A 16,209-nucleotide genomic window follows, 5' to 3' on the forward strand; every position below is an offset into this window, starting at 1 on the left:
CGCCCGGCCCACCGCACCGCGCCCGGCCCACCGCACCGCGCGCGGCCCCGCACCGCGCGCGGCCCCCGCGCCCGAGGGCCCGCGCCACCCCCACGTACGCTGCGGCTCATGAAGATCTCCGCTGACGCGCTGTTGTTCGACAACGACGGAACCCTCGTCTCGTCCCTGGACTCGGTCCTGCGCTGCTGGACCCGCTGGGCCGAGGAGCAGGGGATCGCGGCGGAGGACTTCGCCCGGGTCGAGCTGCACGGCCGCCCGGCCGACGACATCATCGCCGACCTGCTCCCCGCCGACCGCGCCCCGCGGGCCCGGGCGCGCATCGACGAGCTGGAGCTGGAGGACGTACCGGGCGGGGTGAAGCTGCTCCCCGGCGCCGCCGAGCTGCTGGCCGGGCTGCCCGCCGGGCGCTGGGCCGTGGTCACCTCCGCCAACCGCGAGCTGGCCGAGGCCCGCCTGGCGGAGGTGGCGATCCGCCCGGGGACGCTGATCAGCGCCGATGACATCACCCGTGGCAAGCCCCACCCCGAGCCGTTCCTGCTGGCCGCCGAGCGGCTCGGAGTCGACCCGGCACGCTGTGTGGTCTTCGAGGACGCCCCGGCCGGGCTCGCGGCGGGCCGCGCGGCCGGGATGCGGACCGTGGCATTGGCCACAACGACCGACCGGGCGGAGCTGGTCGCCGACGTCGTGGTCGAGGACCTGTCGGCCGTGTCCGCGCAGGTCTCCGCCGGGGGAGTGGAGATCACCTGCCGGGTCTGAGACGGGTCCCGGCCAGCCCGCCGACCGTCCACGGACCGAGCGGTGCTGTCCGTTATGCGGACACCCTTGATGGGTCCGCACCGCTGTCTGTTTTACTTGCAGCCATGACCACGACGAGCTGCCGCATCCCCGCGACCGAGGCGATCCCCGCGCCCGGTGCTCGTTGTCGCTGTCGAATGTGTGACCGCTGAGGGCCCCTGCCTGAGCCTCGCGCCCCGAAGCGAGACCCGCTGGGCCGGATCCGTGCGTCCATCGCGCCGGACCGCGCCGCCCCGCGTCACCGGAACCCGAACCGCGCCCCCACACCGGGCATGCCCTCGGGTCCACCCTGCCGCGTTCCGCAATGAACGAGCCGTGCCCGGCGGCACCAACCGCCGTGCACTCAACAGTGACGGAAACCCTGTGATCACCACCACGGACCTGACCAAGGTCTACCGCTCACGAGGCCGTGAGGTCACCGCCCTCGACGGCGTCGATCTGCATGTCCGCGAGGGTGAGGTGTATGGCGTCGTCGGGCAGAGCGGCGCCGGGAAGTCCACCCTCATTCGCTGTGTCAACCTCCTGGAGCGCCCCACCTCCGGCACGGTCAGCGTGGCCGGCCAGGACCTGACCGCGCTCGCCGGGCGGGGACAAAGGGCCGGGTCCGCGCTGCGCCAGGCCCGCAGCCGTATCGGCATGGTGTTCCAGCACTTCAACCTGCTCTCCTCGCGCACCGTGCGGGACAACGTCGAGCTGCCCCTGGAGATCCTCGGCGTCTCCGGCAAGGAGCGCACCCGCAAGGCCCTGGAGCTGCTGGAGCTGGTGGGCCTCGCCGACAAGGCGAAGGCGTACCCCGCACAGCTCTCCGGCGGCCAGAAGCAGCGCGTCGGCATCGCCCGCGCGCTCGCCGGCGACCCCAAGGTGCTGCTCTCGGACGAGGCGACCTCCGCGCTGGACCCCGAGACCACCCGCTCGATCCTCCAGCTGCTGCGCGAACTCAATGAGCAGCTGGGCCTGACCGTGCTGCTCATCACCCACGAGATGGACGTCGTCAAGACGATCTGCGACTCGGCCGCGCTGATGCGCGACGGGCGGATCGTGGAGTCAGGCAAGGTCAGCGAGTTGCTGGCCACGCCCGGCTCCGAGCTGGCCCAGGAGCTCTTCCCGGTCGGCGGGGTGCCCTCGGGCGAGGACCGCACGGTCGTGGACCTCACCTTCCAGGGCGAGGCGGCCACCAAGCCGGTCATCTCCCAGCTGTCCCGTACGTACAACATCGACATCTCGATCCTCGGCGCCGCCATGGACACCGTCGGCGGCCACCAGGTCGGGCGGATGCGGATCGAGCTGCCCGGCCGGTTCGAGGAGAACGTCGTCCCGATCGGCTTCCTGCGCGAGCAGGGCCTCCAGGTCGATGTGGCGGCGATCGCCGACGGCCCGGGCGCGAACCCGACCCCGCTGCTCAAGGAGGGCGCCAAGTGACCTGGTCCGAGATGGAGCCCCTGCTGGAGCAGGCGTGTTGGGACACCCTCTACATGGTCGGCTGGTCGGCGCTGATCGCCGTCGTCGGCGGACTGCCGCTCGGCGTGCTGCTGGTCCTCACCGACCGCGGCGGAGTGCTCCAGAACGTGGTGGTGAACAAGGTCGTCGGGCAGGTCGTCAACGTCGCCCGCTCGATGCCGTTCATCATCCTGATGGTCGCCCTGATCTCCTTCACCCGCGCGATCGTCGGCACCACCATCGGCCCCGAGGCCGCCATCGTGCCCCTGGCCATCGGCGCCATCCCCTTCTACGCCCGGCTCGTGGAGACCTCGGTGCGCGAGGTGGACGGCGGGCTGGTGGAGGCCGTGCAGTCGATGGGCGGCTCCACCTGGACCGTCGTCCGCAAGGTGCTGCTGCCCGAGTCGCTGCCCGCGCTGATCTCCAGCGCGACCACCACGATCGTCGCGCTCATCGGCTACTCCGCGATGGCCGGCACGGTCGGCGCCGGTGGCCTCGGTGACCTGGCGGTCCGCTACGGCTATCTGCGGTTCGAGACCAAGCTGATGTGGATCACCGTCGCCATCCTCGCGGTGGTCATCTCCATCATCCAGTTCGCGGGCGACCACGCCGCCCGCGGCCTGTCGCACCGCGGCCGCTCCTCGGTCGCCCCGCGGCTGGTGCTGCTGCGCGGCGGCGCGTCCCGGGCCGGGAAGCCCGCTCCGGCGCCGGAGCGGCGGGCCGCGTCCGCCGAGATCGAGACCGTGGAGCCCACCAAGGTCCCCTGAGCCCCACACCCCCGCACCCCGTACCACCCCGCTCGTCTTCCGCTTCCGCACCCGCGGCGGATGCGTGCGCCCTCGAAGAAAGGCACTTTTCGTGCGTAACACCACCAAGACCGTCACCACCGTCCTCGCCGCCGGAGCGCTCGCCCTCGGTGTCGCGGCATGCGGCGCCCCGGGTTCGTCGGACGACAAGAACGGCGCGCTGGTCGTCGCCGCGAGCCCCGTCCCGCACGCGGAGATCCTCAACTACGTCAAGGACCACCTGGCCGACAAGGCGGGCCTCAAGCTCGAGGTCAAGGAGTTCACCGACTACAACACCCCGAACCTCTCCACCCAGGACGGCTCGGTCGGCGCCAACTACTTCCAGAACCAGCCGTTCCTCGACGACTTCAACAAGAAGAAGGGCACCGACATCGTGCCCGTCGTCACCGTGCACCTCGAGCCGCTCGGCCTCTACTCGCACAAGGTGAAGAAGGCCGACGAGCTCAAGAAGGGCGCCACCGTGGCCGTCCCGAGCGACACGGTCAACGAGGCCCGCGCGCTGAAGCTGCTGGACGCGGGCGGGGTCATCAAGCTCAAGAGCGGCGTCGGCAACGAGGCCACCCCCAAGGACATCACCGCCAACCCCAAGGGCCTGAAGTTCAAGGAACTAGAGGCCGCCCAGCTGCCGCGGTCGCTCGACGACGTGGACGCCGCGGTCGTCAACGGCAACTACGCCATCGAGGCGCACCTCAAGCCCGCCAAGGACGCCATCATCCTCGAGTCGCCCAAGAACAACCCGTACGCCAACTTCCTGGCCGTGAAGAAGGGCAACGAGGACGACCCGCGCGTGAAGAAGCTGGCCAAGCTCCTCACTTCCCCGCAGGTGAAGAAGTTCATCAAGGACCAGTACCAGGGCTCCGTGCTGCCGTCCTTCTGATCCGCGGCACACCGTCACCACCGCAACGAATTCGCCAACGTTTCCCGCCCGCCGGCGGATCTCCCGAGGCTCCGCATCCGGACCACAATCGGATGCGGAGCCTTCCGATTCACCCCCCGTGCTGCATTTCCCCTGGGTGATGCTGCATGCTGGGCCTTTCCACGGCCCAGACCACCACCCCCGGTTACGGAGCGGCGCATGACATCCACCTTCCCGGACATCTCCATCAGCACGGAACGGCTGGTGCTGCGCCCGTTCGAGGAAGCGGACATACCCGCGCTCGCCGACATGATGAACGACGAAAGCGTCATCGCCTGGACCCGGGCGCCGTATCCGTACAGCCTCGGCGACGCCCGCGACCAGGCGCTGCGGCTCGCCCCGGCGGAACGGACCACCGGCCGCGGAATCGTCTTCGCGGTCGCCGAATTCCTCACCCAGCGGCTCGTCGGCATCGTGCATCTGCGCAATACCGACTGGCGGCTGCTGGCCACCGAGGTCAGCTATATCGTCGCCCACTGGGCGCGCGGTGAGGGCTATGCCTCCGAGTCGGTGCTGGCCGTGGCCCGCTGGCTGTTCCAGGACCAGAAGTTCGAGCGCCTGGAGCTGCGCACCGCCGCGGGCAACACCGCCGCCCAGCAGGTCGCCCAGAAGGTCGGCTGCATCAGCGAGGGCGTGTTGCGCAACGCCTGGATAGCCCGCACCCAGACGGAGGACGGCGGCTGGACCGATCTGCGCACCGACCTCATCGTCTGGAGCCTGCTCGCCGAGGACCTCGACGGCGCCCCCGACCGGATCTCCGGGCCCGACGGCTTCGGCGTCTACCCCACCTACTCCGACTGGGGCTGACACCCCACCGCACCCCGGCCGGGGCGGAGATCCGGCGCATTCGCGCCATCCGCGCCCTCGGCGCACCACCCCCGCGCCCGCCCCCGCTCCGGCGGTCCGGACCAGCCGGGGTACTCTCTGTCCGCGCCGAGCACCCGCGCCTCGGCCGCGTCCGGGGCCGTGACCCGCACATCCGCGGCGCACCGGCCGCGACCCGCCCGTGGACCCTCACGGGCACCACAGCCGCGACGCACCGGCACCCCACCGCGACGCACCAGACAGACCCGACCCACCACACATAGGGGAGAACAAGGACGATGGCCGACCGCGTCACGGTGATCGGTTGGGACGGCACCCCGCTCACGGACGCGGCCCGCTCCGCCCTCGGCGCGGCCACCCTCGTGGCGGGCGCCGCCCATCACCTGGCGCTGCCCGAAGTCCCGCCCGGCGCCGAGCGGATCCGGCTCGGCAGCGTGGACCTCGCGGCCCGCAGGATCGCCCAGCACCGCGGCTCCGCCGTGGTCCTGGCCGACGGCGACCCCGGCTTCTTCGGCGTCGTCCGCGCCCTGCGCGCCCCCGAGCACGGGCTCGAGGTCGAGGTCGTCCCCGCCGTCTCCTCCGTCGCCACCGCCTTCGCGCGGGCCGGGATGCCCTGGGACGACGCCCAGGTCGTCGTCGCCCACAGCCGCGATCTGCGCCGCGCGGTCAACGTCTGCCGCGCCCACACCAAGGTCGCCGTCCTCACCTCGCCCGGCGCCGGGCCCGCCGAACTCGCGCTGCTGCTCGGCCCGGTGCACCGCACCTTCGTCATCTGCGAGGCCCTGGGCACCGAGCGCGAGCAGGTCACCGTGCTGACCTCCGACAAGGCCGCCGACCACGCCTGGCGCGACCCCAACGTCGTCATCGTCATCGGCGGCTCCGGCATAGCGCCCGTCCGCGGCGGCTCATCGGCCGGTGCCGCCCGCGGCGCGCTGCAGAGCGGCGGCTGGATCGCCGGACGCGAGCCCGGCTACCCGGGCGCCGTCCGCGGCTGGGCGCTGCCCGGCCCCGCGTACGGGACCGCGCTGAGCGAGGGCGAGTCCCCGCAGCTGCGCGCCCTCCAACTCGCCCGCGTCGGCCCCCGCCTGGGCGACCTGGTCTGGGACATCGGGGCGGGCAGCGGCGCGGCGGCCGTCGAGACCGCCGGGTTCGGCGCCGCCGTCATCGCCGTCGACCGCGACCCGGAAGCCTGCGAGCGCACCGCCACCCTGGCCCGCCGCTTCGCCGTACAGCTCCAGGTGGTCCAGGGCGTCGCCCCCGAGGTGCTGGAGGACCTGCCCGAGCCGGACGTGGTGCGGATCGGCGGCGGGGGCGCGCCCGTGGTCGCCGCGTGCGCCGCGCGCCGCCCCGAGCGCATCGTCACGCAGGCCGCGACCCGGGACGAGGCGGAGGCCATCGGCGCGGCGCTGGAGGACGGCGGCTACGCCGTCGAATGCGTGCTGTCGCAGTCCGTCGAATTGGACACGCGGGGCTGGACCGAACGGGAGCGCGCGGTCGCCTTCATGCTGTGCGGCCACCGCCCGCACCAGTGATTTTGCCCCTGTGACGTTCGCCCCGAGCTTCGCCCCGGTGACCTGCCCGGGGCGCCGCGCGGGGTAGGCTGGCGGATCGTTGTACTGCCTTTACCGCTGCCCGGCGTTCGGTGCTTTATTGGCCAAAGGCCGGAATGTGCCCCTCCCTTGGCGGGGCTGCGGTAGGCAAGCCTCGGGCGTGTCTACGTGCCGCGCACGGCGCATGCTCGTTCTTGCTCAGGGGGCTTGCTCTCGGCGGTAGGCGGTTGGAAGGAGCACTAGCGATGGGCGAGGGGTACGCATGACCGACACCGGCCAGGTCCCGGGAGAGGGACTGCCGGAGAACGCAGGCGGACGACTCGGACACCCGCACCCGGCGGATGTCCACGCCCCGCCGGCCGACGCCGGTTACATCGAGCAGCCGCAGCCCGGAGTCCCTTCCGGCGCCGCCTACACCTTCCTCGACGGCTCCGAGCACGTGGGCGAGGAGGACGACCTGCTGCTGATGCCGGGCGCCCAGGGCGCCTGGAGCGAGCAGCAGGCCCAGTACCAGACCGGGGCGTACGAGGCGGGCGTGCTCGACCCCGCCGCGTACGCCGAGACCCAGATGCCCGAGCCACAGCCCGTGGCGGAGCAGCCCGTACCGCAGCCGGCCCCCGCCCCCGCCCCGGCCGCTTACGCGACGCCCACCGCCCCCGCCCGGCGGCCGCTCCACATGGGCCCGCCGGTGCCCGACACCTCCAACGGCGTGGTGCGTTCGCTCGCCGACCGGGGCCCTGCGGCGGGTCGGCACGCCGCGCCCGTACGCCAGCCGGAGCCCCAGCCGCAGCCGCAGGCGGCGCCTGAGCCGCAGGTCTCGCCCGAGCAGCAGGCCGTCCCGGAGGCCCCGGAGCCGCGGATCGCGCCCGAGCCGCAGCCGCAGGTGCCGCACCAGGTCGCGTCCCCGCCCGAGGCGCTGCCCGAGCCGCAGCCGGAGTACGGGGCGGGGGCGCCGCAGGGCGTCCCGGCGCCCGAACAGGGCGGGATGCCCGAGCAGCGGTTCGCCGGGCCCGAGCAGTTCGTCATGCCTGAGCAGCCGTTCGCCGCACCCGAGCAGTTCGTCGCTCCGGAGCAGCAGCCGGTCATGCCGGAACAGCAGCCGGTCATGCCCGAGCAGCCGCTGGCCGCGGACTACTCCACCGCGCCCCAGTACGCCGCCGGGCCGCAGTACTTCACCCCGCAGCCCGACGACCCGAGTCGGCTCCCCGGGCCCCAGCTCGCGGACCTCTCGCAGTTGGTCGACGCCCCGCCGCCGGGGGACGCGTGGGACTCCACGCCGCCGGTGCGGCAGGCCGCTCCCGTGGAGACGGGCGCTCCGGCCGAGGGGCCCCAGGTCGCGGAGGTGCCCGAGGCGGAGCCCGCTCCCGAGCAGTTCGCCCAGCCCGAGGCGGTGGCGACCGAGGCGGTGGCGCCGGAGGCGCAGCCGGTCGCGATGGACCAGGGGTATGTGGACCCGGCGGTCGCGGACCCGGCGGTCGCGGACCCGGCGGTCGCGGACCCGCACCAGACGGGGGCGACCATCCCGGCCCAGGCCGGGGCGCCCGTCGTGGAGCCCGCCCCGCAGGCCGCCGTGGCCGAGGAGCAGGTCGTCGAGATCCCGGCCCAGGCCCAGGCGGAGCCCGTCACCGAACAGCCCGGGGCCCAAGCCGTCCCGGCTCCGGTCGTGGAGGCCGCGCCGGAGATCCCGGCGCAGCTGGCCCATGAGCCGATCGCGATCGAGGAGCCGCCCGCTCCCGCCGCCGAGGCCCCCGCCCAGGAGGCCCCCGCCCAGGAGGCCGCCGCTCAGCAACTCCCGGAGCAGCCCGCCGAAACGGTGGAGCAGCCCGCCGTGGACCCGGGGCACTCGATAGTGGCCGAGGACGAGACGCCTCAGCCCGAGGAGTCCGCCGCTGAGGAACCGGCCGCCGAGGCGCCCCAGCAGGAGGCGCCCGCCGAGCCGCAGGCCGATGCCGTGGCCGAGGCGGAGGCCGCACCGGAGGCCGAGGCCGCGACGCCGGAGGAGCCCGCCGAGGAGCAGGCGGCGGCCGAGGCACCTGAGGAGGCGGCGGCCGAGCCGGAGCCCGAGCCGACCGCCGCAGAGGCGGAGACCCCCGAGACAGCGGCCGAGGCCGTGGCTGAGGAGCCGTCACCGGAGGAGCAAGCTCCCGAGGCCGAAGCGGCGGACATCCCGGACGCCGAGGCCGCCGCGAGCGAAGCTCCCGAGGCGGAGGCGCCCGAGACGGCCGAGGCCGAGGCGCCGCCCGTCGAGCCGGAGGCGGAAGCGGTCGCCGAGGCGGCGCCGGAAGCCGGTACGGAGGCCACCGAGTCCACGGCCGAGGCAGAGGCAGGGGCGGAGACCCAGCCCGCCGAACCCGAGGCCACGGCACCCGAAATGGCCCCCGAAGGCGAAGCCGCCGAGCCCGAGACTGCCGAGCCCGAGGCCACCGAGCCCGACTCCCAGACCACCGAGCAGGACGCCACAGAGCCGGAATCCGACGCCCCGGAAGCCACCGAGCCCGAGGCCGGTGCGACGGAACCCACCGAGCCCGAGGCCGAGACCGCCGAACCGGAGACCACGGACCCGGAAGCCGCCGCCCTTGAGGCCACGGAGCCCGAGACCGGCCCCTCCGAAGCCGGCGACGCCGAAGCCGCCGACGCCGAGGCCGTAGCCCCCGAGCCGGAGCCCGAGCCGGAATCGGAACCCGAGACGGCCCCAGAGAACGCCACCCCCGAGGTGGCCCCCAAGGACGCGGCGGAGCCGGAGCCAGAGCCGGAAACCGAGCCCGAGTCGCAAACCGACCCTGACCCCGACCCCGAGCCCGAGGCGGTCCCCATCCCCCTCGGCCCCCGCGCCGAGGGGTACGACGAGGCCGAGCGCGCCGCCGTCCACCGCGTGATGCGCGAGCGCCGGGACATCCGTAACGGCTTCCGGCCCGACCCCATCCCGCACGAGGTCCTGCTGCGCGTCCTCGAGGCCGCGCACACCGCGCCCAGCGTGGGGCACTCCCAGCCGTGGGACTTCGTCGTGATCCGCTCGGAGGAGACCCGGCGGGCCATGCACGAGCTGGCCATGCGCCAGCGGGACGCGTACGCCAAGTCCCTCCCCAAGGGCCGGGCCAAGCAGTTCAAGGAACTGAAGATCGAGGCCATCCTCGAGACCCCGGTCAACATCGTCGTCACCGCCGACCCCACCCGCGGCGGCCGCCACACCCTCGGTCGGCACACCCAGCCGCAGATGGCGCCGTATTCTTCCGCGCTCGCGGTGGAGAACCTGTGGCTCGCCGCCCGCGCCGAGGGCCTCGGCGTCGGCTGGGTCAGCTTCTTCGACGAGCGCGAGATGGTGCGGGAGCTCGGGCTGCCCGAGCATCTGGAGGTCGTGGCGTATCTGTGCGTCGGATACGTCGACGAGTTCCCTGAGGAGCCGGAGCTGATGAAGGCCGGGTGGTCCAAGCGCCGCCCGCTGTCCTGGGTCGTCCACGAGGAGGCGTACGGCCGCCGCACCCTGCCCGGCGGGGACCCGCACAACCTGCTCCAGGAGACCCTGCGGGGCATCCGCCCGCTGGACGCCAAGGCGCTCGGCGAGGCGTGGGAGCGGCAGAAGCGGATGACCAAGCCGTCCGGCGCGCTCGGGATGCTGGAAATCATCTCGGCCCAGCTGAGCGGGCTGTCCCGGCAGTGCCCGCCGCCGATCCCGGAGCCCGCGTCCGTCGCGATCTTCGCGGGCGACCACGGGGTGCACGCCCAGGGCGTCACCGCCTGGCCGCAGGAGGTCACCGCCCAGATGGTGGCCAACTTCCTGGGCGGCGGCGCGGTCTGCAACGCCTTCGCCGGCCAGGTGGGCGCCGAGGTGTGCGTCGTGGACGTCGGCGTGGCGAGCGACCTGCCCAGCACCCCCGGGCTGCTGCCGCGCAAGGTGCGGGCGGGCACCGGAGACTTCACCATCGGCCCCGCGCTCACCCGCGAGGAGGTGCTGCGCGCCATCGAGGTGGGCATCGAGACGGCCCGCGATCTGGTGGCCGCCGGGAACAAGGCGCTGCTCACGGGAGAGATGGGGATCGCCAACACCACCGTGTCGGCCGCCCTGGTCGCCATCTACACCGGCGCCGACCCGGCCGAGGTGACCGGGCGCGGCACGGGCATCAACGACGAGATGCACGCGCGCAAGATCGATGTCGTACGGCGCGGGCTCGAGCTGCACCAGCCCGATGCGGCCGACCCCATCGGCGTCCTGTCGGCGTTCGGCGGCCTTGAGCACGCCGCGATCGCCGGGCTGCTGCTGGGCGGCGCCTCGCTGCGTACGCCCGTGATCCTGGACGGGGTGAGCGCGGGCGCCGCCGCGCTGGTCGCCCGGGCCATCGCGCCCGAGGTGCTGGCGGCCTGCATCGCGGGCCACCGCAGCGCCGAGCCGGGCCATGTGGCGGCCCTGAACAAGCTGGGCCTGCGCCCCCTGGTCGACCTGGACCTGCGTCTCGGCGAGGGCACCGGGGCGCTGCTCGCCCTCCCGGTGGTGCAGAGCGCCGCACGGGCGATGCACGAGGTGGCCACGTTCGACTCCGCGGGGGTCACGGAGAAGAACTGATGCGTGCCCCCGCCACGTAGGGTGTCGGCGGGGGCCCCGCCCCACAGTCGATCAGCCGCTCCAGCGCCGCAGCGGCCGTTGCTTCGCATGAGGAGAGCCGCACCGCCATGTCCGAAAACTTCGCATACCCGGTCGGGCTGCGCCTTTCCGGGCGGCGTGTCGTCGTCCTCGGGGCGGGTCAGGTCGCCCAGCGCCGGCTGCCCGCGCTGATAGCGGCCGGTGCGGACATCCTGCTGATCTCGCCGTCCGCCACGGCCTCCGTCGAGGCCATGGCCGAGGCGGGGGAGGTGCGCTGGGAGCGCCGCCGCTACCAGGAGGGCGACTTCGAGGGCGCCTGGTACGTGCTGATCACCACCGACGACCCGGAGGCCAACGCCGCCGCGTCCGCCGAGGCCGAGGCGCGCCGCGTCTGGTGCGTGCGCAGCGACGACGCCGAGGCCGCCTCCGCCTGGACTCCGGCCACCGGGCGGAGCGAGGGCGTCACCGTGGCCGTCCTCACCGGGCGGGACCCGCGCCGCTCCGCCGCCGTACGCGACGCCGTGGTGGAGGGGCTGCGGGACGGCACCCTCGCCGCGCCCCGCCACCGCACCCGCGGCCCCCATGTGGCGCTGGTGGGCGGCGGCCCCGGCGACCCGGACCTGATCACCGTGCGCGGCCGCCGCCTGCTCGCCGAGGCGGACGTGGTGGTGGCCGACCGCCTCGGCCCGCGTGATCTGCTCGATGAACTGCCGCCGCATGTCGAGGTGATCGACGCGGCGAAGATCCCGTACGGCCGCTTCATGGCCCAGGAGGCGATCAACAACGCGCTGATCGAGCACGCCAAGGCGGGCAAGTCGGTGGTCCGCCTCAAGGGTGGCGACCCCTTCGTCTTCGGGCGCGGCATGGAGGAGGCGGAGGCGCTCGCCGAGGCCGGTATCCCGTGCACCGTCGTGCCCGGCATCTCCAGCTCCATCAGCGTCCCGGGCGCGGCCGGGATCCCGGTGACCCACCGGGGTGTCGCGCATGAGTTCACGGTGGTCAGCGGCCATGTCGCCCCCGACGACCCCAGCTCCCTGGTGGACTGGGCGGCGCTGGCGAGGCTGCGCGGCACGCTGGTGCTGCTCATGGCCGTGGAGAAGATCGGCGCCATCGCCGCGGCCCTCGTCGCCCACGGCCGCGCCGCCGACACCCCCGTCGCCGTGGTCCAGGAGGGCACCACCCCGGCCCAGCGCCGGGTGGACGCGACCCTCGCCACCGTCGGGGAGAAGGTCGCGGCCGAGGGCGTACGGCCCCCGGCGGTCGTGGTGATCGGCGAGGTCGTCGCCCTCTCGTCCCGTGCCCACCGGTGACGTCATCGGACGTAACCGCCGGTAACTTATTCGCGTCGAGCTCATTGGCACCGCATCCAGGACAAGGCAGTATCACTTAAGTGGCTGATCTCATCACCGTCGATGATCCGGACGACCCGCGGCTGAGCGACTACACGGGTCTGACCGATGTGGAGCTACGACGCAAGCGGGAGCCGGCCGAGGGCCTGTTCATCGCCGAGGGTGAGAAGGTGATCCGGCGCGCCCGGGTCGCCGGTTACGAGATGCGCTCGATGCTGCTGTCGTCCAAGTGGGTCGATGTGATGCGGGACGTGATCGAGGACGTCCCCGCCCCCGTCTACGCCGTCAGCCCCGAACTGGCCGAACGCGTGACGGGCTACCACGTCCACCGCGGCGCCCTCGCCTCCATGCAGCGCAAGCCGCTGCCGGACGCGGAGACGATCCTGCGGGGCGCGCGGCGCGTCGCCATCATGGAGTCCGTCAACGACCACACCAACACCGGCGCCATCTTCCGCAGCGCGGCGGCCCTCGGCATGGACGCCGTGCTCCTCTCCCCGGACTGCGCCGACCCGCTCTACCGGCGCTCGGTCAAGGTCTCCATGGGCGCCGTCTTCTCCGTGCCGTACGCCCGCCTGGACAGCTGGCCGCGCGGCCTGGAGGCGGTCCGGGAGGCGGGCTTCAAGATCCTCGCACTGACCCCCGACGAGAAGGCCACCACCATCGACGACGCGGCCCCGCACCGCCTGGAGCGGGTCGCGCTGATGCTGGGCGCGGAGGGCGACGGGCTCTCCACCCAGGCGCTGATGGCCGCCGACGAGTGGGTCCGGATCCCCATGGCCCACGGCGTGGACTCCCTCAACGTGGGCGCGGCGGCGGCGGTCGCCTTCTACGCGGTCACATCGGGCAGACCGGGACTCTGACAGCCGCGTGCAGGGGCTTCGCCCCTGGGCCCCCGGGGTCTGGGGCGAAGCCCCGCCTCAGCCCCTCCAGGGGGCACCTCCCAGCGGCGGCTGGGGGAGTTTGAGGAGCGGGGTCTGGGGCGGAGCCCCAGTTTCGGGAAGGGGCGGGGAGGGGAGCAGCCCGCCGCAGGCGCCAAGACCCCTAGCGGCCGTCAGCCTCAGCCGCCACCGAGCTCGGTGCCGTCGTCGCCACCGAGCCCGGTGCCGTCGTCGCCACCGAGCCCGGTGCCGTCGTCGAGACCGACTCCGTCGGCCCGGGCGGCGCACCCAGCCCGTTCGCCGGCCCCTGACAGCCCTGCGCCGCCGCGATCCCCAATGCCACCAGCAGCGTCACCACGACGAACACGGTCAGCCGCTGCCGCAGCAGCCGGCGGTTGGGCCCGCCGGGGCGGCGCCCGTTCGGCGAGGTGCGCACGGTCTGGGCCGGGCGCCCGGTACGCGCGGGCGGTCTCGCGCCACCCCGGCGCTGCGCCGGGCGCGCGGGCGTGTTCCGCCCCGAGGGGCGGCCCGAGCCCCCGCCCGTACTGGCTCCCGGCCGCGGGGACGGGGGCCCGCTCCGCGGCGCGGGCGTACCGCCGGAGCGCCGCTCGGTGTGCTGGTCGGCGTACGCCTCGGGGCGCCGCGCCGGGGGACGGCCCGGCCCGCCGCCGTAGCCCCCGGCACCGGAGCCGTGCCCGTGCGCCTCGCGCGCCGCGATCTCCTTCAGCCGCAGCGACAGTTGCAGGGTGCTCGGTCGGTCCTCCGGGTCCTTGGCCAGGCAGGCGTGGAGCAGCGGCGCCAGGGCGTCGGGGACGCCCAGCAGCTGCGGCTCCTCATGCACCACCCGGTACAGCATCACCTCGGAACTGCCGTGCCCGAACGGCGAGTCCGCCGTCGAGGCGTACGCGAGCGTGGCGCCCAGCGCGAAGACGTCGGTCGCCGGGGTCACCGCCGCGCCCCGCACCTGCTCGGGCGCGAGGAAGCCGGGCGAGCCGACCGCCGTGCCCACGTGGGTGAGGGTGCTGGCCCCGGTTGCCCAGGCGATGCCGAAGTCGATGATGCGCGGGCCCTTGGGGGAGAGCAGGATGTTGGAGGGCTTGAGGTCGCGGTGGACGACCCCCGCCTCATGGACCGCCAACAACCCCTCCGCCAGCGCCGACCCGATCGACGCGACCTGGGCGGCGGGCAGCGGGCCCTCCTCGTTCACCTTGTCGTGCAGGGAGGGGCCCGGTACGTACTGGGTGGCGAACCAGGGGCGGTCGGCCTCCAGGTCGGCGGCCACCAGCCGGGCCGTACAGCCGCCCCGGATCCGCCGCGCGGCGGAGACCTCCCGGGCGAACCGGGACCGGAACTCCCGGTCCTCGGCGAGGTCCGGCCGGATCACCTTCAGGGCCACCCGCTGTCCGCGCCGGTCGGAGCCGAGGTAGACCACCCCCATGCCGCCCGCGCCGAGCCGCCGGTGGAGGCGGAAGGAGCCGACGACACGCGGGTCCTCGCGCCGGAGCCGCATCATCGCCATGTCCGTCCCCTACCTCCGGTGGGGAGGCCCTTAGGGCCTGTCTGGAGCTGTGATCCGGGTTCGCGGGGCGTGGCACGCACGCTCGCGGCGTTGCCGAAATGCCCTAGTAGCTCCGCTACGAGGGTCTTCCGGTGCCTTGCGATCGCACGCACCACGCCCCGCTCCCTGGATCACAACTCCAGACAGGCCCTAACCCCTGGTGGGGAGCCCCATCCGCTGCCGTCTGCTTGCCGTTTGCCCGTCGAACTGCCGTCGGTTCGCCGCTGTTGCTCCGCTGCCGTCCGTCTGACGTGCACAGCTTACGGATTGACGGCCCCTCGCGCTGAGAGGCCGCGCATGCGTCGACCGATGGATTGTCAGTGGTGCCTGGGATCCTGGAGAAGTGGGCCGGAATCGTGGCAATCCGCGCTCGGGCTCGCTGCTGCGTGATCTCAAAAGGCCGTCTCAGGAGGGGGATTGAGACCGTGAAGGGTGATCGTGTGGAGATAGTCGTGGACGCGGGGGACACGACGCGGACGTATGAAGTGGTGGCCACCAGGGCGGGCCGGAGGGTCGAGACGGCGGTCCGGCGGGGGGTGGTGGAAGTGAGCGAAGTCACCCGTAATGGGTCCGCGGTGCGCACGGCCCGCTTCATGGCCAACCGGGTCCTGGCCCTGGTGGAGCAGCCGGTGCCGCGGGGCGAGGAGGGGGAGGGTGAGTAGGGCTCGCACGCGCTCGGAGGGGCACACTCCGCGAGCTCCGGAGGGCCCCCGGAGGGATCCCTTCCGCGGTCCCCTCCGGGAAGACCCCAAGGCGTGAGGGCGCATCTCCACCCAGGGGAGTAGTCGACGCCTCCCGGGGTCATCCTCCGGGAGGCCCGGCAATCGGTACGAAGGCATGACGCCGAGGACCGGGCCGCGCGCCTAATGTTGTCGTCAAGCGGCGGGCGCAGCACTCGTCCCCCGAGGTCAGACGCTCGCCGCCCCCAGATGTGACGGAGGAGGGACGATGGCGGACACGGCTGGACGCACGGTCATCGGAACACGTCGTCGCAGGCCCGTGAGCGCGGCGGTGGACGCGTTCGGCGGCCCGCAGACCGGCACCCGCCATCCTCTGGTCGCGGCGGCGATGGTGCTGCCGATGGCCATCCTCCTGACCATCACCTTCGGCGGCTGGGATGCCGTCGTCACACAAGCGTCGTCCGTGGCGGGAATGCTGGGGCGCTGAGCGCCCCGGGCCCGGGAGAGCGGCCCGGGCCGGGGACTTCCGGCCATTAACCCCGTGGGGACGGGGGTGCGGCGGACGGCACGAATGCCCGGACAGCTGGGGAGCTGTCCGGGCATCGCGCCGTTTGGGCCCATTCGGCTGTTGAACGCACGCGGAGTCAGCGCGGGCGCAGGCTGTCGATGAGCAAGGTGCAGATGGCCTGCAGGGCGGCCTCGGCGTCCGGGGCCTGCCATTCGGGGGCGTGGGCCGGGTGGTGGTAGGCCACGCCCATCCAGGGGCGGGGAGCGTGGGGTCCGCGCGCGGGTGTATCGCCCGACACCAGGAGGGCCGGAGCCCCGGCACTCCGCCCGGC

12 protein-coding genes are annotated in these 16,209 nt (G+C 73.7%); 11 read left to right on the plus strand and 1 reads right to left on the minus strand.

The window, feature by feature from the left end; all coding sequences use genetic code 11:
- Window positions 1–108: 108 nt before the first annotated feature.
- The 9 genes from IEJ02_RS20985 (at window position 109) to IEJ02_RS21025 (ending at window position 13,114) form a co-directional block, all read left to right on the plus strand.
- Window positions 109–756: an HAD-IA family hydrolase gene (locus tag IEJ02_RS20985; protein WP_191066278.1), complete on the plus strand. Its 648-nt coding sequence runs from the start codon at window positions 109–111 to the stop codon at window positions 754–756.
- A gap of 402 nt (window positions 757–1,158) precedes the next feature.
- Window positions 1,159–2,214 carry a methionine ABC transporter ATP-binding protein gene (locus tag IEJ02_RS20990; protein WP_191066279.1) on the plus strand — a complete coding sequence of 352 codons (1,056 nt, stop codon included), beginning with the start codon at window positions 1,159–1,161 and terminating at the stop codon, window positions 2,212–2,214.
- Entirely contained in the window at window positions 2,211–2,999 is a 789-nt protein-coding gene (locus IEJ02_RS20995; RefSeq protein ID WP_191066280.1) for a methionine ABC transporter permease, read from the plus strand. Before IEJ02_RS20990 ends, IEJ02_RS20995 begins: the two co-directional genes overlap by 4 nt.
- Window positions 3,000–3,090: 91 nt before the next feature.
- The gene (locus IEJ02_RS21000; protein ID WP_137980312.1) at window positions 3,091–3,915 is read left to right on the plus strand and encodes a MetQ/NlpA family ABC transporter substrate-binding protein; all 825 of its coding nucleotides are present in this window, start codon (window positions 3,091–3,093) and stop codon (window positions 3,913–3,915) included.
- 198 nt (window positions 3,916–4,113) lie between these two features.
- Entirely contained in the window at window positions 4,114–4,761 is a 648-nt protein-coding gene (locus tag IEJ02_RS21005; RefSeq protein ID WP_137980313.1) for a GNAT family N-acetyltransferase, read from the plus strand.
- Window positions 4,762–5,057: 296 nt separating this feature from the next.
- Window positions 5,058–6,311 (plus strand): precorrin-6y C5,15-methyltransferase (decarboxylating) subunit CbiE, encoded by a 1,254-nt coding sequence (cbiE, locus tag IEJ02_RS21010; RefSeq protein WP_137980314.1) that lies wholly within the window; start codon window positions 5,058–5,060, stop codon window positions 6,309–6,311.
- Between the two features lie 280 nt (window positions 6,312–6,591).
- Entirely contained in the window at window positions 6,592–10,887 is a 4,296-nt protein-coding gene (gene cobT / locus IEJ02_RS21015) for a nicotinate-nucleotide--dimethylbenzimidazole phosphoribosyltransferase (RefSeq protein WP_191066281.1), read from the plus strand.
- A gap of 107 nt (window positions 10,888–10,994) precedes the next feature.
- A complete protein-coding gene (cobA, locus tag IEJ02_RS21020; RefSeq protein WP_191066282.1) occupies window positions 10,995–12,215 on the plus strand; it encodes a uroporphyrinogen-III C-methyltransferase in 1,221 nt (406 codons plus the stop codon).
- 80 nt (window positions 12,216–12,295) lie between these two features.
- Window positions 12,296–13,114, plus strand: a complete 819-nt coding sequence (locus IEJ02_RS21025; protein WP_191066283.1) for a TrmH family RNA methyltransferase — start codon at window positions 12,296–12,298, stop codon at window positions 13,112–13,114.
- Between the two features lie 181 nt (window positions 13,115–13,295).
- On the opposite strand, the gene IEJ02_RS21030 is transcribed toward IEJ02_RS21025, so the two are convergent.
- A complete protein-coding gene (locus tag IEJ02_RS21030) occupies window positions 13,296–14,651 on the minus strand; it encodes a serine/threonine-protein kinase (RefSeq protein ID WP_223864169.1) in 1,356 nt (451 codons plus the stop codon).
- 464 nt (window positions 14,652–15,115) lie between these two features.
- Between IEJ02_RS21030 and IEJ02_RS21035 the strand changes: the two genes are divergently transcribed.
- Together IEJ02_RS21035 and IEJ02_RS21040 are read left to right on the plus strand one after the other, a co-directional pair.
- On the plus strand, window positions 15,116–15,352 hold the full coding sequence (locus tag IEJ02_RS21035; protein ID WP_191066284.1) for a DUF8836 family protein: 237 nt from the start codon (window positions 15,116–15,118) through the stop codon (window positions 15,350–15,352).
- Between the two features lie 286 nt (window positions 15,353–15,638).
- Complete coding sequence (locus IEJ02_RS21040) at window positions 15,639–15,857, plus strand: hypothetical protein (protein WP_191066285.1); 219 nt, start codon at window positions 15,639–15,641, stop codon at window positions 15,855–15,857.
- The last annotated feature ends 352 nt before the right edge of the window (window positions 15,858–16,209 follow it).

The organism is Streptomyces sp. 5-10, assembly GCF_014712245.1.
GTDB classification, from domain to species: domain Bacteria; phylum Actinomycetota; class Actinomycetes; order Streptomycetales; family Streptomycetaceae; genus Streptomyces; species Streptomyces violaceusniger.

What these genes read in the sequence shown, in the direction of transcription:
- IEJ02_RS20985 (WP_191066278.1), top strand. Translation starts at nt 109, where the DNA reads ATGAAGATCTCCGCTGACGCGCTGTTGTTCGACAACGACGGAACCCTC.
- IEJ02_RS21005 (WP_137980313.1), top strand. Translation starts at nt 4,114, where the DNA reads ATGACATCCACCTTCCCGGACATCTCCATCAGCACGGAACGGCTGGTG.
- cbiE (WP_137980314.1), top strand. Translation starts at nt 5,058, where the DNA reads ATGGCCGACCGCGTCACGGTGATCGGTTGGGACGGCACCCCGCTCACG.
- cobT (WP_191066281.1), top strand. Translation starts at nt 6,592, where the DNA reads ATGACCGACACCGGCCAGGTCCCGGGAGAGGGACTGCCGGAGAACGCA.
- cobA (WP_191066282.1), top strand. Translation starts at nt 10,995, where the DNA reads ATGTCCGAAAACTTCGCATACCCGGTCGGGCTGCGCCTTTCCGGGCGG.
- IEJ02_RS21030 (WP_223864169.1), bottom strand. Translation starts at nt 14,651, where the DNA reads ATGGCGATGATGCGGCTCCGGCGCGAGGACCCGCGTGTCGTCGGCTCC.
- IEJ02_RS21040 (WP_191066285.1), top strand. Translation starts at nt 15,639, where the DNA reads ATGGCGGACACGGCTGGACGCACGGTCATCGGAACACGTCGTCGCAGG.